Here is a 20,574-nt window from a genome sequence, read left to right on the forward strand (position 1 = left end):
GGCGTATCGCCATTTGATCTCGGGCATCGACTGCGCGATCGCCGGCGCAGCGACGGCACTTGCGGCTAGGCCCAATCCGCCTGCCGTCAGGAATTTACGACGTTCCATGCGCTTCCCTCCGTTAAGTCGATGCTTCGACCAGGGAACGATCTTGGTGTCGTCTTGTCTTCGTCGACGCTCGACGTGTCTGTTGAGACGTTGTGGCGTTTCCGAACGGCCCTTGCGGGCACTCGAAGATGGAATTCCGATCGTGCGGTTCCGCGGCGAGGATGACCGGGCGCTTCGCCGGAATCAAGTCTCATGGGCGCCTCGCAGGTGCGAACGCCGGCCTGACGCAAGTCGGGCCTGCAAGCGATCTGCTATTCGGTCATTCAAAAACCAGGGAGGCTCGCGCATGACGGGCAAGAAGATCGTGGTCGCCGGAGCGAGCGGTCTCGTCGGCAATGCCGCGTTGCGACACTTCGGCATATCGGGCGGGTGCGATGTCATTGCCTTGTCCCGGCGAAAGCCGCGCGACCTCTACGGCGCCCGTCATGTCCCGATCGACCTGACCAGTGCAGCGGATTGCGAGCGCGCCGCCTCGGAACTGAGCGGCGCGACGCATCTGATCTACGCCGCGCTCTACGAGGCGCCGCAGCTCGTCGACGGCTGGCGCGACCCGCAGCAGATCAAGACCAACGATTTGATGCTGCGCAATTTGATGGGTGCGCTCGAGCCTGTCTCACCCGGCCTCAGGCACGTCGCCCTGCTGCAGGGCACCAAGGCCTACGGCGTCCACGTTCGCCCGTTGACCGTGCCGGCCCGCGAAGGCCGCTCCGAAATGTACGAGCAGCCCAACTTCTACTGGGCGCAGGAAAACTTCTTGCGCCAACTCCAAGCCGGCAAGGCTTGGCATTGGACCATCCTGCGGCCGGTGCTGATCGTCGGCCTCGCCATGGGGGGCGCCATGGATTTGATTCCACCGCTCGGCGTCTACGCGGCGATGCTGCGCGAGCAGGGCAGGCCGCTCGATTACCCCGGCGGCGCCCCGCGGGTGGGGCAGGCCGTCGACGTCGATCTGCTCGCCCGCGCCATCGCTTGGTCGGGAGAGGCCGAGGCCGCGCGGAACGAGGCCTTCAACGTGACCAATGGCGACGTCTTCACCTGGGAGAACATCTGGCCTGCGGTCGCGGATGCGCTGGAGATGAGGCCGGGTAAGCCGGTCCCGCTGTCGCTCGCCAAGGCGTTTCCATCCTGGGTCGACCCCTGGGATGCGCTGCGCCGCAAGCACGACCTTGTGTCGCCTGCGTTGGCCGAATTTGTCGGGCTCTCGCTTCAATACGCCGATTATAGCCTGCGCTTCGGCCAGACCGAATCCGGTCCGCCCTCGATCGTCTCGACCGTGAAGATCAACCGCGCCGGCTTCACCGAGATGATGGACACGGAAGACATGTTCCGGAAGTGGTTCAGGCAGGCAAAGCAAGAGCGACTGCTTCCCTGACCGAGAGCCAAAGCGGATATGTCCGGGATCGTTGCCCAGGTCAGACTGTGACCCGGAGCGGTCCGCTGGCCGAGCCGGTTCGAACGGCTTCAGATCTGGCTTATCTGAGCGTGTGTCGCAACCACCGTGAGGGACGGACATCACCTAGGACGGCGATCCTCTGTAGCGGCGAAAAGTCGACTTTCCACAGATCAAGTTCAAACAACTCGTCGCGCTGGCCGAGGTTCAGCGCGACCGACACCAGCCCTCCATCGGCATCGTCGAATTCGCATTCGCCAATACATCGGCCGAAACGCCGATCTGCCGCGCCGACAAAGAGAAGGCTACCCATCCCACCGTCGTTCATTTCCTCGACGAGCCCAAAATGGTCCTGCAAGGGCGAATGCTGACCTAGAATAAAGGCAACCAGATCACGCTCTGCGGGGGTGAGTGGGCGTGGCATCTTCTTTCTCGTAGCGGCTGGCGTGCATTGGCTCTATCACGCTGCGAATCCTTATTGATCCAAGCTAGGTTGGCTCGTTCAACAATGTCAGCAGAGAACGAGCTTTGACTAAATCTGCAGTGGCAAGTCCCTCGGAGAAACGAACGTAAAGGGGCGCTAGCAGCTCCCGTGCCTCACCGATACGCGACTGCTTCTGCATCAGGGATGCCAGAGTTGTCGCCGTCCTGAGCTCCCAGGATATTGCGCCTTGGCGGCGTGACCACTCGAGAGAGTGATTGAGGTGCGCTTCGGCCGACACGAGCGCCTCCGCGCCACCTTGATTGAGCGCCAGGATACCCTTGATGCGCAGCAGTTCAGCGACGAACCAGCGGTCCTCGTTCCTTTCCGATTGAGCCAGCGCCCTTTCGATCGTTGTATTGGCTCCGCGGTGATCGCCGATATCAGACTCGCCGAGTGCGAGATTGCCCAGAAGGAATAAATAGCGGCTTTGAAAGCCGGTCGGGGGGAAGCCATTCAAGCCTTCGCGAAGCAGGGCAAGGCCCGCAGCGGTGTGGCCACCCTTCATCTCCAGAATACCCGCATAACAGCGGCCCCAGACTCCCATTGCTCTGAACGTCGCTTCTCGATGAAGCATAGTTGAGATGAGCGCTTCCGCAGCATCAAAATTGCCGATCTCAAGCGCTAGAGGGCAAGCGCCGAAGGCAATCGCATAGAGAAGAGAAAAATCGTGTCCAAGTGCCGTCGCATGATCGAAGGCGTGTTTGCCGACCGCGGCTGCCTGGTCCGGAAAACCCAACAACCAAAGCGTTTGGCTGTAGTACGTTCGGGCAGCCACATGTTGATCAAACTGATATCGCAGGGCGTGCATTTGCCCTGGCGGCGCGACGTAGCCTGCCAGCATTTTTTGCAGATGTCGCCGGGCGCCGGCTTGGTCCCCTAGAATGTGCCGCGTCACTCCCAAAATCCGCTCTCCGACGAAACGATCAGCGACATCGATAGCGCCATCAGGCAGGTTGACGAATTTTTCGGCGATCTGCAGTGCACCGGGGAAATCGCCTCTTAGGTATCGCCCTATCCAGAGACCCCATAAGCTCCTCAGCCGATATTCGTTGTCGTCCAGTTCTTCAGCCAATCGGGATACACGCAACCACGCATCGTCGATGATCGCAGCGTCCCCGGTCGATTCCATATGCGCAACCGCCAAAGTGAAGAAGAGGCGGAGCTCCCGGCGCGCGTCACGACCCAGCTTTTCGTCGATTTGGAAAACCGCTTGCTCTGTCCGCTCCCGACATTCGTCTATGAGCATATGATGAATCCAGACCGGTGCGGCAGCGGCCGTGAGGTCGAGCGCGAGCAGCGAATCACCAGACTTGCCATGCGCCCAGTCGAGGGCAACACGGATCTCATCGATCGGCCGACCATTAGTGGCAACCGATGCTTCGGTCAGATTGTTGCTTCCTGCCCCTTTCAGGGACCGAACGAGCTTGGAGGCAGACGCATTTTCGCTCTTCCGGAAACCGGACAGCTCGACCCCAATCCGCTCGAATAAAGTTAAATGATAGACAGCATGACGGCGAGCAACGAGGTTTGCATCATCGCTTCTGGCCAACTTTTCCTGCACATACCCGCGGGTGGTATCCAGCAATCGGTATAGCGGGATGGCGAGACGAGCGTTCGCTGTCAGAAGTGACTTGGCGGCAAGACTGGCAACGGACTCGATCACCTGCGAATCGTCCAAATCATCTCCGGCCGCGATCGCGAAGGCAGCCTCGATCGTAAACGGCCCAACGAAAACAGATAGTCGGCGCAGGATAATCTGCTCAAGCTCCGGCAAAAGATCGTAGCTCCAGTCGAGCGTTGCAGCCAGAGTCTGGTGTCGCGGCAACGCCGTTCGCCGGCCTCGCCAGAGCTCGAACTTGTGGTCGAGGAGCCGCAAAACGTCATGGACTCCGTAAGCGTCCACACGACCAGCTGCGAGTTCGATTGCGAGGGGGATTCCGTCGAGCTTTCGGCAGATCTCGGCCACGACCGGTGCATCGACGTCGTTGAGTATGAACTGAGGCTGACTTGCTGTAACGCGTTCGACAAAAAGCTGTACTGCAGCGTATGCCATCGCCTCTCGTGCATTGGGACCCTCAGGCGGAAACTCGAGGGGAGCTATCCAATGAACGTGCTCGCCTCTGACCCGCAAGGTTTCACGGCTTGTTGCCAAGATGTAAACTTGCGGCGTTTCCTCGAAGATGGTTTCTGCCAGCGCAGAAGCCGCCTCAATCACACGCTCGCAGCTATCGAGCACCAGCAAAACTCGGATGTCTCGCAGTGCGGCCAGAAGGCCGGGGATAGGATCGCGATCGTCAACGGCAAGTCCGAGCGCCGAGCCGATCGTACCCGCCACGAGATGCGGATCAGAAAGTGAGCCCAGGTCAATAAGGTGAACCAGATCGGCAAACTCTGTAGTGAGTTGGTGGCCGACAGATATTGCCAGAGTTGTTTTTCCGATCCCGCCCGGACCGACAATGGACACGAATCGTTCGGCCATAAGATGCGAGGAGATCGCTTGCACGGCGTCGTCCCTGCCAATCATCCTGCCAAGGCGATTCGGAAATGTTGAGCGTCGACCCGATTTTGCGATTTCAGCAACAGGCTTGAGCGTTCGTGAGACAGGCGCCACGAAGCTATACCCTTGTCCTGGCACGGTCGTGACATACGTCGCTCCGGCCTCTCCATCGCCGAGCACCTTGCGCAAGCCCGCCATATGAAATCTAAGGCTACCCTCGTCGACGGTGACGCCGGCCCAAACCCGAGCTAGCAGAGTCTTCTTGCTGACAACTTCGCCAGCATGCTCGACAAGAACTGTAAGGATGTCCAAGCTACGGGCGCCCAACTGAAGTGGTACACCCGATTTTTCTAGACGTCTCCGCTCCGGGATTAATTCAAAGGGCCCAAAAGAAAAACTTTCTTTCGCGAGCCGATCTTCATTGACGACCGAGCCCACCATCATCATGCGTCCAACTGGTTGTGCCGCGCGAGCTACCTTGCCATGGTTGCCACTGAAATCAATGGACTGGTGAAGGCGGCGGAACTCAGCAGAGCATGTTCGCCCCTCTGTCGCGCACATGTGGCGGCCAGCGGACATCGCTCAGTCCGCACCAATAAATCTCGATTTTATGAGTACAGGGCCTACTCTGCGCTAATGAACGCCGCTTCCATGGCCTTCCGCGTCCTGATCGTCTCGTTGCCCGCGTCGAACTCGACATCGCTCCAGCGCACGATCTCGCCATGGGCGACGTCGTGCTTCAGCCTCACGCGATGCGCCAGCCCGATAGGCAGCGCGCCGGCCTTGAGGCTCGCGGCCGCCGGCACCAGCTTGCCCCACACCGTGTAGCCGCCTTCGCCGTCCAACATCTCGCCGGCGCGCAGATTGCGTTTTGCCACGGCGGCGACGTCGCCGCGGAAACCATGGGGCTGCCCGGTCGGCTCGCCCCGCAGCGCGGCCGACAGCACCGAGATGTTCAGCTCGAGGCCGATCAAATGGTAGGGCTTGTACATCGCCGCGTACCGTCCGCTGCCGTCGGTCTTGAGGCCGTATTGCCTGAAGCAGTCGGCGGCGTAGTCGTTCGGCGCCTCCAGCACGACGTAGACGCCCCAGCGCAGATCGCGAAACACCGGCCTTCCATCGCGCTCGAGCGAGGAGACCACCTCCACGACGCCCGATCGCTCCAGCACGCCGCCCTTGCTGCGCGGCCGCATGATATGCGGCAGGTCGTCGACGCCGCAGGGTGGAAACAGCAGGCCCTCCGCAGGCGCGTCCAGTCCGCAGGCGTTCGCAATCGCGGCCATCTCGATCGCCGATTTGGTACCGTCGAGGAAGGAGTTGAACATCTGCGGATTCATCCCGGCCGATTGCGCTTCGCCCGCGGTCAACCCGTAATGCTGCCAGACGCTGTCGGGCGTCACGTCGTGATAGGCCGGCAGATATTTTGTGCCTTTGCCGGCGGCAACGACGTGAAAACCGGTGGCGCGCGCCCAATCCACCATTTCCGCGGTCAGCGCCGGCTGGTCGCCATAGGCGAGCGAGTAGACCACGCCGGCCTTGCGGGCTTCCTGGGCGAGCAGCGGACCGGCAAGCACGTCGGCCTCGACATTGACCATCACGATATGCTTGCCGGCCGCGATCGCCGCGCGGGCGTGTTTGATGCCGACGGCGGGATTGCCGGTCGCCTCCACCACCACGTCCATCGCGCCGCGGGCGATGGCGCGCGCGCCATCATCGGTGAAGACGGTGGCGGCGATCCGCTCGGCGCTCCAGCCCACCGTGCGGCAGGCCTCGCGCGCGCGGTCGCGATCGATGTCGACGATGATGGGTACCTCCAGCCCCGTCGTGTGCGGCACCTGCGCCAGGAACATCGAGCCGAATTTGCCGGCGCCGATCAGCGCCACACGGACGGGCTTGCCGGCGGCAGCGCGGGCCTGGAGGAGGCGGAAGAGGTTCATGTTGTTACCCGATCAAGTATGGTGGTCCGGACGCGGTGCAGCGCCATAAGCGCGTTCACGCGCGTCTTCGACGCACTATGGCGCTACTCCGCAGAGCCGGCACCCAGAAAGAAAACTATCCGTGTGGTATGGGCCCGGCTCTGCAGCGCACCGCTTCGCGCTGCGCTGCGTCCGGGGCACGAGAGTGTCCTACTCCGCCGCCTGCCGCGGCGCACGGGCGAGCCGCACCAGTGCGTCGTCCTCCACCGTCTTGATCGGCGCAAAATCGCGATGCGCGATGTACTCCGGCCGCGTCGGGGTACGGATGTAATTCGAAACCGCGTTCAGCGTCAGGTACACGATCTTGCGCGGATAGGGCGTGATGTTGCCGGCCGAGCCGTGCACGAGATTGCCGTGGAACATCAGCATGCCGCCGGGCTTTCCCGTCGGCGCAACGATGCCGCCCTGCTTGACCAGCCGCGTCACGGTCTCCTCGTCCAGCGTCCACAGCGGATAGGAGGTCGTCGCGAGGTCATGCGAGGCCTTGAGGTCGCCGGCGTTCTGGCTCTGCGGTACCAGCATCAGCGGGCCGTTGATCGGCATCACCTCGTCCAGGAAGATCGCGATGTTCATCGCGCGCGGCTCGGGCATGCCGTCGTCGCGCTTCCAGGTGCCGTAATCCTGGTGCCATTGCCAGACATCGCCGGTGAAGGCGGATTTCGCGTTGATCTTGAACTGGTGCATGTAGACCTGCTCGCCGAACAGCTGCTCGACCGGGCCGATCATGCGCGGATGAGCACCCAGAATGCCGAACGCCTCGTTGTAGAGATGCGCGGCAAAGGCGGTGCGTGGCGCGCCGCTCTTCTCGCGCCAGACTTCCGGCCGGTTCGTGTCATAGATGCCGACCGCCTCGCGCGCGAGGAGATCGACCTCCTCCGGACTGAACAGTTCGGGCAGGAACAGCCAGCCCTCGTGGTGGAAGAACTCCAATTGCTCCTGGGACAGTTTCACGGCGCGTCCTCCTGTTTTGATTTGTTGTCGCTCGTCTTGGCCGGCCATCCACGTCTTGGCAGTGGCGGTCGCTACGCCGCCGCCTCTTCCGTCGCCCTCAATCTCTCCTCAGTCATCCGTCCCGCCGTCTGCGCGTGCGCAAGCGCCGCACGTTCCGCCGCCTTCGCATCGCCCGCGAGAATGTGTCCGGCGATGTCGGCATGCTCGGCCCAGGCGCTGCCGCGGTAATCGAGCTCCGACAGCACCGTCGCCATCGAGCGGCGCATATGCGGCCATTGCGGCGTGATCGTCTCCTCGATCACGGGATTGCCGGAGAGCCGATAGATCGCGCGATGAAACGCGACGTCGAGCGCGATCAGCTCGGCGAGCGTGGTCTTGCCATCGATCCCGCGCCCGGCGGCGAGCACCGCCTCCAGCCGCGCGCGTCCCACCGCATCGCTTGCGGCGCGTTCGCCGGCAAGCCGTGCCGCCAGCGCATCGATCGCGCCGCGCACCTCGTAGAGCTGGCGGATGCGTGCGGGATCGAGCTGGGTGACTTCAAAGCCGCGCCGGCCGCTCTCGGCGACGAGTCCCTGCCGGTGCAACAGGTGCAGCGCATGCGACACCGGCTGGCGCGACACGCCGAGCCTGTCGGCGAGCTCGTTCTGCCGGATGCGCTGGCCGGGCTGCAGCGTGCGGTCGGAGATCGCCTCCAGGATCCGCGCATAGACCTGGTCGATCAAGTTCGGAAGCGGGTCGAGAGGGATCACGCCGGCAGCTCCGTGACCATGAGAGGGAATACGGAATTCCGTATTCGAAGATACGGCGAGAAGGGGAAGGGCGTCAAGCGCGGCCAAGGGGGCGACTAGCCTCATTCTTGCGCTCCTCTAAGCCATTGATATTGCTAATTCCGGCTACTGTGCATGGGGTTGTTTTCGAGAAAAAGAGGTGTGAGGCCCTTACTCAGCCAGAAACGCGCTCACGGCCTCGCCGAACTGCAGCGGTGCCTGCTCGAACATCCAGTGGCCGGCATTGGGGATCACGGCTGTCTTCGCCCCGGTGATGTGCTCGGCCAGCACACGCCACATCACCGACAGGCTCCCTGTCGTCGCCCCGCCGCCGATCAGGAGTGTCGGGGTCGTGATCGCCTGCGCGTCCGCGAGCGTGTAGGGCCTGCGCTGCTCGTTGATCTGGCCGAGGAAGGTGATCGCGTTGTCGCGCAATTGCTGCTTCGCCGCCGCCGGCACGCGCCGCCACGAGCCGTCGCCTTCGATGCCTTCGTAGAAGTTCTGCAGCGCGCCCTCGATGTCGCCGGCGCGGATCATCTCGACCGAGCGCGCCGTGCGCGCCGCCAGCGGCGGGTGCGCGGGCGTGCCTGCGGGCACCGGCAGGCTCGCATCGAGATCGCCGCCGGGTTCTGCAAGCACCAGCTTTCGCAACAGATCGGGCCGCGCCTGCGCCACGCGAAAGGCGATGTGACCGCCGCGCGAATGGCCCATCAGATCGACCGGCGCGGGTTCGACCTGCTCGATGAAAGCGATCACGTCAGCGACGTGCTGGGCCATCTTGTAATCGTCGCCGACGGCATCCCAATGTTCGGGAAAGAAATGCCGCAGGCTGACCGAGATCACGCGATGCGATTTCGACAGCGGACCGAGCACGGAGTACCAGGTGCGGAAATCGCCGAGCGTGCCGTGCACGCAGACCAGCGGCGGCCCCTCGCCCATTTCGAGATAGGCCATGTCGTAACCATTGACGCGAAGTGTCTGCATGATCAGCCCGCCAGAAAATCCAGCACCAGTTCGGAGAATTTCTGCGGCGCCTGCTCGAACATCGGGTGCGTTGCGTTTGGGATGACCGCCGTCCTGGAATACGGCACATGCGCCGCGAGCGCATGCAGCACTTTCGGCAGCAGGCCCTTGGTCCGCGCGCCCAGGATGAACAGCGTCGGCATCCTGATGGACTCCGCGTCGGCCTTCGAGAACGGCGGGCGGTTGTCGCGGACCTGGCCGATCAGGGTGAAGGCGTTGTCGCGCAGATTCTGCTTCACCAGGGCCGGCAGCCGCGGCCAGGTGCCGGGCCCTTCCAGCGTGTCGACGAAGACTGCAAGGCCGCCGTCGATGTCGCCGGCCGCGATCTTCTCGGCCGACGCCGTGAACCGCGCCAGCAACGGCGAGGGGCCGCCGGCATAGTCTGGATCGAGGCTCGCGTCGAGCTCCCCGCCGGGCTCGGCCAGCACCAGCCGCCGGAGCAGCTCCGGCCGCCGCTGCGCCACGCGGAAGCAGATGTGCCCGCCGCGGGAATGGCCCATCAGATCAACCGGGCCGAGGTCGAGTTCCTCGATGAAGGCGATGACGTCGTCGACATGCTGGGCGATCGAATAGGTGTCGCCAACGCCATCCCAGCGATCGGGGAAGAAGTGCCGCAGGCTGACGGCCATCAGCCGGTGCCGCTGGGACAGCGGACCGAGCACGCAGCCCCAGACACGAAAGTCGTTGAGCGAACCATGCACGCAGACCAGCGGCGGCCGCCCTCGGTCTTCGCCCACGTCGAGATAGGGCATGTCGTATCCGTTGACGTGGAGGCTTTGCATTCTGGGCTCGCAAACAGGGAAGGCGGAACTCCTGTGCAAGATTCCCGGAAACCGGGTGGATCGCAACTATTTCCAAGTCTAGATTTGAGCTCAGTTCACATTGGGGCATGCGAGGGGAACGCAAGCCAAGGACGAAGTTATGACCGACCAGCATTTTGCCCTCTTCGACAGCAAGATCGGCCTTTGCGCCATTGCCTGGGGTCCGCGCGGCATCAACGGCACGCAACTGCCGATGGGCGGTGAGCAGAAGATCCGCACCCGCATCAGCCAGCGCCATGCCGATGCCAGCGAAGCCGCGCCGACCGCCGAAGTACAGCAGGCGATCGACCGCATCACAAAACTGCTCGCGGGCGAGCCGGATGACCTCACCGACATCCCGCTCGATCTCGACGGCGTGCCCGACTTCAACCGCGGGGTCTACGCGATCGCCCGCACCATTCCGCCGGGCAAGACCGTCACCTATGGCGACATCGCCAAGCAACTCGGCGGTGTCGAGCTGTCGCGCGACGTGGGCCAGGCGCTCGGCCGCAACCCGTGCCCGATCGTCGTGCCCTGCCATCGCGTGCTGGCGGCCGGCAACAAGCCCGGCGGCTTCTCCGCGAATGGCGGCGTGGTGACGAAGCTGAAGATGCTGGAGATCGAAGGCGCGCTGGTGAACCACACGCCGAGCTTGTTTGATTGAGGCGATGACGCCGCTGGCTAGATCTTCGCCGCCGCCATCGGCCAATATTTGTCGCGCAAATGCCGCTTCACCAGCTTCCCAGTGGGCGTGCGCGGCAGCTCGGCTTCGAAATCGATCGAGCGCGGGCATTTGATCGTCGAGAGGCGGCTCCTGCAGTAGGCGATCAGGTCGGCTTCGAGCTCCTTGCCGGCGCGCTTGGGATCGTGCGGCTGCACCACCGCCTTGACCTCTTCGCCCATCTCCTCGTTCGGCACACCGAACACGGCGACGTCGGCGACCTCGGGGTGGGTGATGAGCACGTCCTCGGTCTCCTGCGGGTAAATGTTCACGCCGCCCGAGATGATCATGTAGGACTTGCGGTCGGTGAGAAAGAGAAAGCCATCCCTGTCGAGATAGCCGACGTCGCCGAGCGTCGACCAGCCTTTTGCGTTATAGGCCTTCTTCGTCTTCTCGGGATCGTTGTGATAGGCGAAAACCGGCGCGTCGGCGAAATAGACCGTGCCGATTTCGCCCGTCGGCTGCTCCTCGTCGTTCTCGTCCAGAATCTTGATCTTGCCGACCACGGCGCGGCCGACGCTGCCGCGGTGCTCCTGCCATTCTTTCGAGTTGCAGACGGTGACGCCGTTGCCTTCGGAGCCCGCGTAATATTCGATCAGGATCGGCCCCCACCATTCGATCATCTTGGCCTTGACCTCGACCGGGCAGGGGGCGGCGGCGTGGATCGCGCCCTTCAGTGTCGAGACTTCGTAGCGGTTACGGACCTCGTTCGGCAGCTTCAGCATGCGCACGAACATGGTCGGCACCAGCTGCGCCTGGGTCACCTTGTACTTTTCGACCAGTTTCAGGAAATCTTCGGCGTCAAAGTGCTCCATGATGATGGAGGTGCCGCCGAGCAGGACCGCCATCATGTTGAAGCGCAAGGGAGCGGCGTGATAGAGCGGTGCCGGTGAGAGATAAATAGTCTCGGCGTTCATGCCGCACATGCTGGCGCAGAGCACGCGCAGAAACGCGTTCGGCTCGTCGATCGGCTTGCCCTCGAAAGCCTTCTTGATACCCTTGGGCCGGCCCGTGGTGCCCGACGAATACAGCATGTCATAGCCGGCAACCTCGTCGGCAATCGGCGTTGTCGGCTGTGCGGCGGCTTCCTTGTCGTAGGAGCGGAAGCCGGCTTGCGGCTCGTCCATCATGTAGAAGACCGGCTCGCCGGGCGCACCCTTGATCAGCGTCTTGATCTGGTCGGCACATTTCGGTGTCGTGATCACGACCTTGGCGCCGCAATCGGCGATGATGTAGTCGATCTCGTCCTGCTTTAAATAGCGGCTGATCGCGGTGTAATAGAGCCCGCTGCGTTGCGCAGCCCAGCAGATCTCCATAAAGGCGAGGCGGTTCTCCATCAGCAGCGCGATGTGGTCGCCGGCCTTCAGCCCGAGCGAGCGGAACAGGTGCGCGCCCTGGTTCGAGAGCTCGTCGAGCTCGCGATAGGTAATCGCCTTGCCGGTCCCGGCCATTTGATAGGCGATCTTGTCGGGTGTGGCGCGGGCGTGGATGGAGGGGTGTGTCATGTCTCTGTTTACGCGGCTGGGAGTAACGTTCCCCGGATATCCGGGGTCCATTGTGAGGCATGGGTCCCGGCTCTGCGCCGCAGCGTTTCACGCTGCAGCGCGTCCGGGACACGAGAGGGCTTACAGCCGCTCCACGATCGTCACATTCGCCATGCCGCCGCCTTCGCACATGGTCTGCAGGCCATAGCGTTTGCCGCGCTGATGCAAGGCATGCACCAGCGTCGTCATCAGCTTGGTGCCGGAGCCGCCGAGCGGATGGCCGAGCGCGATGGCGCCGCCATTGACATTGAGACGTTCCGAATCGGCGCCGGTGGTCTTCAGCCACGCGGTCGGCACCGAGGCAAAGGCCTCGTTGACCTCGAACAGGTCGATGTCGTCGATCGCCATGCCGGCCTTCTCCAGCGCGCGCTTGGTGGCGTGCAGCGGTGCGTCGAGCATGATCACGGGATCGCCACCCATCATGGTCATGTGGTGGACGCGCGCCAGCGGCTTCACGCCGAGCTGCTTCAGGCCACGCTCGTTCACCACCATCACGCCGGAAGCGCCGTCGCAGATCTGGCTGGCGCTGGCCGCGGAGAGCTTGCCATTCTCGGCGATCAGCTTGACGCCCTTGATGCCGTCGAGTGTGGCGTCGAAGCGGATGCCCTCGTCGATGTGGTGGGTGTCCTTGGAGCCGTCGGCGCGGGTGATCTCAAGCGGCACGATCTCCGTCTTGAAACGGCCGGCCTGCGTCGCCGCGATCGCGCGCTGATGACTGTTGTAGGAGTACTCGTCGAGCTCATCCTTGGAGAGGCCGTACTTCTCGGCCATCATCTCGGCGCCGGTGAACTGGCTGAACACGATGTTGGGATAACGCTGCTCGATACCCGGGCTCTTGTAATTGCCAAAGCCGTTCTTGGCGGGAAGCTGCGACGACAGGCCCATCGGCACGCGCGTCATCGATTCCACGCCGGCGGCGATCACCACGTCCATCGCGCCCGACATAACGGCCTGCGCAGCAAAATGCAGCGCCTGCTGCGACGAGCCGCATTGGCGGTCGATCGAGGTGCCCGGCACGCTCTCCGGCAGTTTCGAGGCCATGATAGCGTTGCGCGCCACGTTGTTGGACTGCTCGCCGACCTGCATGACGCAGCCCATGATCACATCCTCGACCAGCGCGGGATCGACCTTGGTGCGGTCGACCAACTCGTCCAGCACCTTCGCGGCGAGATCGGCCGGATGCCATCCGGCGAGGCGGCCCCCCTTGCGCCCACCGGCGGTACGCGCAGCGGCGACGATATAAGCCTCGGCCATGTCGGTTTCTCCCTGGATTATTTTGAACGGTTGGTTGTCGGGGCGGGATTTAAGGGGCGACCGGTTGTTTAGTCAATCGATCAATTAACTCTTGTGGGGAGGCGCTGCTTGGGCTTATCTGCGGCCGCTCTTCCGCCAAAATCAGGGATCTCCGTGACTACCAGCGTACCGAACAGGCTCCCCAGCGGAAAGAATTCCACGGCAGAGAAATTGCTCGTGGCCGCGAGCGAGCTGATGATCGAACGCTCCTCGATCGAGATTTCCCTGAGCGACATCGCCCAGAAGTCCGGCGCCAACGCCGCGCTGGTCAAATATCACTTCGGCAACAAGGACGGCCTGCTGCTGGCGCTGCTCGAGCGCGACGCGGGAACGGAACTGTCCAACCTGGAATATCTGCTGGCGCAGCCGATCACGCCGACCGCGAAGCTGAAGCTGCACATCGGCGGCATCATCCGCGCCTATCACCGGTTTCCCTACATGAACCGGTTGATTCACTATCTGCTGCACGAGAGCGTCGCGGGCTCCGCGGACGAAGTCTCGAAATTCTTCGTCGCACCGCTGCTGGATTTCCATCGCCGCCTGCTCGCCGAAGGCGTCAGCCAGGGCGAATTCCGCGCCACCGATCCCGTGCTGTTCTACACCAGCCTGATCGGCGCCTGCGATCATTTGTTCTTCGGCCGGCACGCGATGTCACGCGCGACCGGCGTCGGCCCGGTCACCGACGACGTCTGCCGGCAATACATCAAGCATATGGAAACGCTGATCTGCGGCGGCATCCTCACGCAAGGCGAGGAAGCTATCGCGGCCGGATGACCGGCCAGAACGCAGAAGTCTAGAGAAGAAACGCCCAAGGAAAAGGTAGAGGAAAGGTAGCTTACGATGCAGTTGAAAGACGTAGCCGTTCTCATCACGGGCGGCGGGTCGGGCCTCGGTGCCGCGACCGCCCGCGCCATGGCCGCCAAGGGCGCCAAGATCGGCGTGATCGACCAGAGCAAGGAAAACGCCGAGAAGGTTGCCGCCGAAGTGAAGGGCATCGCGCTTCACGCCGATGTCACCAGCGAGGAACAGATCAAGGCGGCGATCGCCAAGGCGGAAGCCGCGCACGGCGTCGCGCGTGTGCTGATGAACTGCGCCGGCATCGGCGGCTCGCAGCGCATCGTCGGCCGCGACGGCGTCTACCCGCTGGAGAAGTTCGCGCGCATCATCAACGTCAATTTGATCGGCACCTTCAACTGCCTGCGTCTGTTCGCCGAGCGCCTCGTCACGATCGAGCCGGTCGGTGAAGAACGCGGCGTCATCGTCAACACCGCTTCGGTCGCGGCTTACGAAGGCCAGATCGGCCAGATCGCCTATGCGGCGTCGAAGGGCGGCGTCGTCGGTCTCACGCTGCCGGCCGCGCGCGACCTCGCGAGCCAGAAGATCCGCGTCAACACCATCGCGCCCGGGCTGTTCCTGACGCCGCTGCTGATGGGCTTGAATGAAGAGGCCCGCAAGAGCCTCGGTGCCCAGGTGCCGCATCCCGCGCGTCTCGGCGACGCCAATGAATACGGCTCGCTGGCCGTGCACATCGTCGAGAACCCGATGCTCAACGGCGAGACCATCCGCCTCGACGGCGCGATCCGCATGGCGCCGCGGTAGGGCTCTTTTTCCTTCTCCCCTTGTGGGAGAACGTGGCGCGCTCTTGAGCGTGCCGGATGAGGGGTTCTCTCCACGATCTCACCTGTGGAGGCAGACCCCTCACCCGAGCGAATGCGCGGCGCGTGACGTACATGCCCTCTCCCACAAGGGGAGAGGGCGCAGTAATCGGCACCATCGTTGCGGATGAAGGAAGTCGCGCATGTCCCAACCGCTGCTGATCGAGCACAATGACGGCGTCGACACCGTGACGCTCAATCGTCCTGAACACCTCAACGCGCTCGATCCTGCGTTGATCGACGCGCTCAACGTCTACTTCCAAGGCCTTCAGCGCAACCGCGACACGCGCGTCGTGGTGTTGAAGGGCGCCGGCAAGAATTTCTGTGCGGGCCTCGACCTCAAGGCGGCGATGGCGCGCCGTGCCGGCCAGCAGGAGCCGCCTGATGTCACCGAGTCGCTGGATTCGCAGCGGCGCATCGCCGACATCGTGATGCTGATGCGGCGCTGTCCGCAGCCGATCCTAGCGCTGGTACAGGGCGCGGCGGCCGGCGGCGGCTTTGCGCTGGCGCTCGCCTCCGACATCCGCATTGCGACGAGATCGGCGCGGATGAACTGCGCCTTCATCAAGCTCGGCCTTGGCGGCTGCGACATTGGCACCAGTTATTTCCTGCCGCGCCTTGTCGGTGTCACCGTGGCATCGGAGCTGATCCTCACGGGACGCTTCATCGGCGCCGAGCGGGCGCTCGCGGTCGGGCTGGTCTCCGAGGTCGTCGACGAGGACAAGCTCGATGAGGCCGCCGAACCCTATGTCGACGCGATGATCACGGCCTCGCCCGTGGGCCTACGCCTGTCCAAAGAATGTCTCAACATGAGCGTCGATGCCGGATCGCTGGAAGCCGTAATCGCGATGGAGGATCGCAACCAGGTCCTGTGCAGCCGCTCCGAGGAATTTTCGGAAGGCATCAGGGCCTTCCTTGAGAAGCGAAAGCCTGTCTATATCAGGCGCTGACAATGAAGATCCGTAAAGGACGAGAAATTCCGGGAGACGCACTATGAGTGGAAGCGCGGCGGCGGTGATGACAAAACCCGCCTTTCGCAAGGTCAAGTGGCTTGCGCGCGACATCGACGTCGAGCGCCGCGACGACGGCACGGTGGTGCTGAAGTCGCGCATCCCGCTGCAGACCTACGAGAAGCATATTCCGGCTTCGCTGGCAAAATGGGCGAAGGAAGCGCCAGAGCGGATCTGGCTTGCCCAGCGCGGTGGCCCGAACCGCGAATGGCGCAAATTGTCCTATGGCGAAGCCAAGCGCACCGTGGATGCGCTGACGCAAGGCCTGCTCAATCTCGCGCTCGATGGCCGCCCGGTCGCGATCCTCTCCGGCAATTCGATCGAGCACGCGTTGATGACGCAGGCCGCGATGCAGGCGCGCGTCCCTGCCGCGCCGGTCTCGCCGGCCTACTCATTGATGAGCCATGATCACGTCAAGCTGAAATACCTGTTCGACCTCATCAAGCCCGGCGTGGTGATGGTGCAGGACGGCCCAACCTTCGAGAAGGCGCTGAAAGCGCTCGATCTCACCGGCGTCACCGTCGTTCACGTCTCGCGGCCCTGCGAGGGTATCGAGAGCGTCAGCTTCGCCGAGCTCGCGGCGACAGCCGTGACCGCCGATGTCGAAGCGTCGATCGCGAAGATCACGCCTGAGACCGTTGGCAAACTGCTGTTCACGTCAGGTTCGACCGGCATGCCCAAGGCCGTCATCAACACGCAAGCGATGATGTGCGCCAATGCGGCGATGATGATGCAGGTACGGCCGCGCGATCCCGGCGGTCCGATCTCGACCATGCTGGACTGGATGCCCTGGAACCACACCATGGGCGGCAATGCGGCGTTCCATCCGATCCTGGTCGATGGCGGCACGCTCTATATCGATGACGGCCGGCCGATGCCGGGCCAGTTCGATGAGACGCTGCGCAATCTGCGCGAGATCTCGCCGACCTATTACGCCAACGTCCCGGCGGGCTATGCCGCGCTCGCCGCCGCCATGGAAAAGGACGACGCGCTGTGCCGATCCTTCTTCAAGAACCTCTCGATCATGGCTTATGGCGGCGCCCGACTGCCGGATGATCTCTACGACCGCATGCAGGCCCTCGCCGTGAAGACCACCGGTGAGCGCATCGTGTTCTACACCGGGTGGGGCTCGACCGAGACCGCGCCGACATCGACCGGTACCTATTGGGACACCGAACGCGTCGGCCTGATCGGCCTGCCGTTCCCCGGCGTCGAGTTGAAGATGGTGCCCTGCGGCTCGAAATACGAGCTGCGTCTGCGCGGCGTCAACGTCACGCCGGGCTATTTCGGCCAGCCTGACCTGACGAAGAAGATGTTCGACGAGGAAGGCTTTTATTGCATCGGCGACGCCGGAATCTTCGTCGACGACACCGATCCGGTGAAGGGCATCATCTTTGCCGGGCGCGTCGTCGAGGATTTCAAGCTGACCACCGGCACCTTCGTCCATGTCGGTTCGCTCCGTACGGATGCGATCGCCGCCGCGACGCCCGTCGTGCATGACGCGCTGGTCGCGGGGCAGGATCGTGCCTTCATCGGCCTGCTGGCGTGGCCGAACCTGCATGCCTGCCGCCAGCTCGTCGGCAATCCCGATCTCAGCTTCGAGGATGCAGTGAAGCATCCCGAGGTGATCGCTTGCTTCAGGCGCGGGCTGGAGGCTCACAACAAGGAGTGCGAAGGCGCCAGCAGCCGTATCATCGCGCGCGCCATGCTGATGGCGGAACCGCCATCGATCGACGGTAACGAGCTCACCGACAAGGGTTACATCAACCAGCGCGCCGGCCTGGAGCGCCGCGCCGGGCTGGTGGAGCGCCTTTATGCGGAGAATCCTGATCGGGACGTCATCATTCTCAAGTAATCGACATCATCAACACGGGTACGCGCCATGAACTTCGATTTCTCCGACGACCAGAAGCAGCTCCGCGACCAGGCGCGCAAATTCCTCACCGAGAAGTGCCCACCGAAGGCGGTGCGCGCAGTTCTCGACGGCAAGGCGCCGTACGACAAGGACCTGTGGAAAGGCCTCGCCGAGATGGGTTTTCTCGGTGTCGCAATCCCGGAGGAATTCGGCGGCGCGGGCGCCGGTCATCTCGAACTTTGCGTGATCGCCGAAGAAATGGGCCGGGCGAACGCGCCGGTGCCGTTTTCCTCCACCGTCTATCTGGCTGCCGAGGCGCTGCTGATCGCCGGCAGTGACGCGCAGAAGAAGAAATGGTTGCCGGCGATTGCCTCGGGCGAGGCGATCGGAACGCTGGCGCTGTTCGAGGGAAAAGGCAATCCGTCACCGAAGACCATCAAGCTGACGGCTGCGAATGGCATGCTCAACGGTGTCAAGAAGCCGGTCGCCGATGGCGCGATCGCGGACTTCGCGGTGGTCGCGGCACGCACGGGATCGAGCGGGCGCGACGGCGACATCTCCTTGTTCATTGTCGATCTCAGGGCCGGCGGAGTCGAGGTGAAAAGCCTGACCAATCTCGATCCGACCCGCGGACAGGCCGAGATCACTTTCAGGGATTGCAAGGCCGAGCCGCTGGGCGCGGCCGGCGAAGGCTGGAGCATCTTGACTCAAGTGCTCGATCGCGCCGCGGTGCTCTGCGCATTCGAGCAGGTGGGCGGCTCCGACCGCGCGCTGGAGATGGGCCGCGACTACGCGCTCGACCGCATCGCCTTCGGGCGACAGATCGGCTCGTTCCAGGCCGTCAAGCACATGCTGGCGGACATGTACGTGTCGGCGACGCTGGCGCGTTCCAACAGCTATTACGGCGCCTGGGCGCTCTCGACCAACGCCGCGGAGCTGCCGGAAGCCGCCGCCGCGGCCCGCATCAGCGCGACGCAGGCGTTCCAGCACTGCGCCAAGAACAACATCCAGGTTCACGGCGGCATGGGTTTCACCTGGGAGTTCGACTGCCACATGTACTACCGCCGCGCCAACGCGATGGCGCTCGGGCTCGGCAGCCTGTCCTATTGGGAAGACCAGTTGATCGACCGCATGCGCAAGAAGAACGCGGCGTAGGCGAAAGGCAACGTCATGAACTTCGACGACACTCTGCAAGAAGCCGAATTTCGCGCCACGGCTCGCGCCTGGATCGCGGCAAATGCGCCCAAGCAGTACGAGGAGGAGCTTCGCAAGTCCTCGCTCGGCCGCACGCAATTGAAGAACGCCAACATTCTGGAAGTGGCAAAGGCCTGGCAGAAGAAGAAGGCAGATGCCGGCTGGGCCTGCCTGCATTGGCCGAAGGAGTATGGTGGCCGCGGTTCGTCGCCGATCGAACGTGTGATCTGGCAGCAGGAAGAAGGGCCGTTCGGCCAGCTATCCCGCATGTTCATCATCGGCCACGGCATGTGCGGGCCGACCATGATGGCGTTCGCGCGCGAGGAGCATAAGCGCGCCTATTTGCCGCCACTCGCCTCCGGCGAAAAGGTCTGGTGCCAGCTGTTCTCCGAGCCCGCCGGCGGCTCCGACGTTGCGGGCCTACGCACGCGCGCCGAGAAGGATGGCGATGACTGGGTGATCAACGGCCAGAAGATCTGGACGTCGGGCGCGCACTATTCCGATTACGGCATTCTGCTCACCCGCACCGATCCGACCGTGCCCAAGCACAAGGGCCTTACCATGTTCTTCCTGGACATGAAGAGCCCTGGCGTCGAGGTGCGGCCGATCAAGCAGGCGAGCGGCGCTTCCGACTTCAACGAAGTCTATTTCACCAACGTCCGCATTCCCGATCACCAGCGCCTCGGCGAGGTCGGTGACGGCTGGAACGTCTCGCTGACCACGCTGATGAACGAGCGCAGCGCGATCGGCGCGGCCGTCTCGACCGGCTTCCCCGAGCTGTTCGAATATTGCTCCAGCCTGATGCTGGACGATGGCCCGGCAATCGAGGACCGCGCGGTGCGCGCGAAGCTGGCGAGCTGGGCGGCGAAAGCGAGCGGACTGAAATACACCAGCATGCGCGCGATCTCGGCGCTGTCGAAGGGCGAGCGTCCGGGACCGGAGAACTCCATTGGCAAGCTGGTCGCGGGCTCCATGATCCAGGATGTCGCGACCTATGCGCTGGATCTGCAAGGCGCTGCCGGTGTGATCAGCGGTGCCGAAGATTCCGAACTCGCCGGCCGCTTCCAGGCGATGCTGCTGCGCGCGCCGGGAACCCGTGTCGAAGGCGGCACTGACGAGATCATGCGCAACATCATCGCCGAGCGGGTGCTGGGCCTGCCCGGCGACATCCGTGTCGACAAGGACGTGCCGTTCAACAGGATCCTGACGAAGGGAAGAGGCTGATGATCCTCATCCTGAGGAGCCGCGGAGCGCGGCGTCTCGAAGGATGCAGGCCCAACTGGGGCCTCGTGGGTCGAGACGGCGC

18 protein-coding genes (1 of these 18 running past the window's edge) are annotated in these 20,574 nt (G+C 63.4%); 8 read left to right on the plus strand and 10 right to left on the minus strand.

Annotated features, from left to right (window positions below; genetic code table 11):
- Positions 1–108 carry the start of a TRAP transporter substrate-binding protein gene (locus ACFQX9_RS09895; protein WP_018453275.1) on the minus strand. 981 nt of this gene lie to the left of the window's left edge, so only the first 108 of its 1,089 coding nucleotides appear in the window; its start codon is at positions 106–108; its stop codon lies off the left edge, out of view.
- A 286-nt stretch (positions 109–394) separates the two neighbouring features.
- Between ACFQX9_RS09895 and ACFQX9_RS09900 the strand changes: the two genes are divergently transcribed.
- A complete protein-coding gene (locus ACFQX9_RS09900) occupies positions 395–1,480 on the plus strand; it encodes an NAD-dependent epimerase/dehydratase family protein (protein WP_204512461.1) in 1,086 nt (361 codons plus the stop codon).
- Between the two features lie 100 nt (positions 1,481–1,580).
- Here ACFQX9_RS09900 and ACFQX9_RS09905 read toward each other — a convergent pair whose 3' ends face one another.
- From ACFQX9_RS09905 to ACFQX9_RS09935, 7 genes are all read right to left on the minus strand, one after another.
- Positions 1,581–1,922: a DUF6984 family protein gene (locus ACFQX9_RS09905; protein WP_377788094.1), complete on the minus strand. Its 342-nt coding sequence runs from the start codon at positions 1,920–1,922 to the stop codon at positions 1,581–1,583.
- 64 nt (positions 1,923–1,986) lie between these two features.
- Positions 1,987–5,058 carry an ATP-binding protein gene (locus ACFQX9_RS09910; protein ID WP_377788097.1) on the minus strand — a complete coding sequence of 1,024 codons (3,072 nt, stop codon included), beginning with the start codon at positions 5,056–5,058 and terminating at the stop codon, positions 1,987–1,989.
- A gap of 44 nt (positions 5,059–5,102) precedes the next feature.
- Complete coding sequence (locus tag ACFQX9_RS09915) at positions 5,103–6,416, minus strand: NAD(P)H-dependent oxidoreductase (protein ID WP_377788100.1); 1,314 nt, start codon at positions 6,414–6,416, stop codon at positions 5,103–5,105.
- Between the two features lie 189 nt (positions 6,417–6,605).
- Positions 6,606–7,406, minus strand: a complete 801-nt coding sequence (locus ACFQX9_RS09920) for a phytanoyl-CoA dioxygenase family protein (RefSeq protein ID WP_018453280.1) — start codon at positions 7,404–7,406, stop codon at positions 6,606–6,608.
- A gap of 71 nt (positions 7,407–7,477) precedes the next feature.
- Positions 7,478–8,155, minus strand: a complete 678-nt coding sequence (locus ACFQX9_RS09925) for a GntR family transcriptional regulator (protein ID WP_085350721.1) — start codon at positions 8,153–8,155, stop codon at positions 7,478–7,480.
- Between the two features lie 189 nt (positions 8,156–8,344).
- Positions 8,345–9,157, minus strand: a complete 813-nt coding sequence (locus ACFQX9_RS09930; protein ID WP_377788104.1) for an alpha/beta fold hydrolase — start codon at positions 9,155–9,157, stop codon at positions 8,345–8,347.
- A gap of 2 nt (positions 9,158–9,159) precedes the next feature.
- Positions 9,160–9,978 (minus strand): alpha/beta fold hydrolase, encoded by an 819-nt coding sequence (locus tag ACFQX9_RS09935; protein ID WP_377788107.1) that lies wholly within the window; start codon positions 9,976–9,978, stop codon positions 9,160–9,162.
- 139 nt (positions 9,979–10,117) lie between these two features.
- On the opposite strand from ACFQX9_RS09935, the gene ACFQX9_RS09940 reads away from it, so the two are divergent.
- A complete protein-coding gene (locus tag ACFQX9_RS09940; RefSeq protein ID WP_018453282.1) occupies positions 10,118–10,660 on the plus strand; it encodes a methylated-DNA--[protein]-cysteine S-methyltransferase in 543 nt (180 codons plus the stop codon).
- 17 nt (positions 10,661–10,677) lie between these two features.
- Here ACFQX9_RS09940 and ACFQX9_RS09945 read toward each other — a convergent pair whose 3' ends face one another.
- Both ACFQX9_RS09945 and ACFQX9_RS09950 read right to left on the minus strand, forming a co-directional pair.
- Positions 10,678–12,222, minus strand: a complete 1,545-nt coding sequence (locus tag ACFQX9_RS09945; RefSeq protein ID WP_377788110.1) for an acyl-CoA synthetase — start codon at positions 12,220–12,222, stop codon at positions 10,678–10,680.
- Between the two features lie 120 nt (positions 12,223–12,342).
- Positions 12,343–13,515, minus strand: coding sequence for an acetyl-CoA C-acetyltransferase (locus ACFQX9_RS09950; RefSeq protein WP_018453284.1), 1,173 nt, complete (start codon positions 13,513–13,515; stop codon positions 12,343–12,345).
- A 210-nt stretch (positions 13,516–13,725) separates the two neighbouring features.
- Here ACFQX9_RS09950 and ACFQX9_RS09955 point away from each other — a divergent pair, with 210 nt between their 5' ends.
- The 6 genes from ACFQX9_RS09955 (at position 13,726) to ACFQX9_RS09980 (ending at position 20,492) form a co-directional block, all read left to right on the plus strand.
- A complete protein-coding gene (locus tag ACFQX9_RS09955; protein WP_377788392.1) occupies positions 13,726–14,328 on the plus strand; it encodes a TetR family transcriptional regulator in 603 nt (200 codons plus the stop codon).
- 66 nt (positions 14,329–14,394) lie between these two features.
- On the plus strand, positions 14,395–15,153 hold the full coding sequence (locus ACFQX9_RS09960; RefSeq protein WP_007615252.1) for an SDR family NAD(P)-dependent oxidoreductase: 759 nt from the start codon (positions 14,395–14,397) through the stop codon (positions 15,151–15,153).
- A gap of 199 nt (positions 15,154–15,352) precedes the next feature.
- On the plus strand, positions 15,353–16,159 hold the full coding sequence (locus ACFQX9_RS09965) for an enoyl-CoA hydratase/isomerase family protein (RefSeq protein WP_026232504.1): 807 nt from the start codon (positions 15,353–15,355) through the stop codon (positions 16,157–16,159).
- A 43-nt stretch (positions 16,160–16,202) separates the two neighbouring features.
- Positions 16,203–18,074 (plus strand): AMP-binding protein, encoded by a 1,872-nt coding sequence (locus tag ACFQX9_RS09970; RefSeq protein ID WP_377788114.1) that lies wholly within the window; start codon positions 16,203–16,205, stop codon positions 18,072–18,074.
- Between the two features lie 27 nt (positions 18,075–18,101).
- A complete protein-coding gene (locus ACFQX9_RS09975) occupies positions 18,102–19,229 on the plus strand; it encodes an acyl-CoA dehydrogenase family protein (protein ID WP_085350716.1) in 1,128 nt (375 codons plus the stop codon).
- Positions 19,230–19,244: 15 nt separating this feature from the next.
- On the plus strand, positions 19,245–20,492 hold the full coding sequence (locus ACFQX9_RS09980) for an acyl-CoA dehydrogenase (protein WP_018453290.1): 1,248 nt from the start codon (positions 19,245–19,247) through the stop codon (positions 20,490–20,492).
- Positions 20,493–20,574 lie beyond the last annotated feature (82 nt).

It is taken from the genome of Bradyrhizobium sp. GCM10028915, assembly GCF_042666195.1.
GTDB lineage: Bacteria > Pseudomonadota > Alphaproteobacteria > Rhizobiales > Xanthobacteraceae > Bradyrhizobium > Bradyrhizobium canariense_D.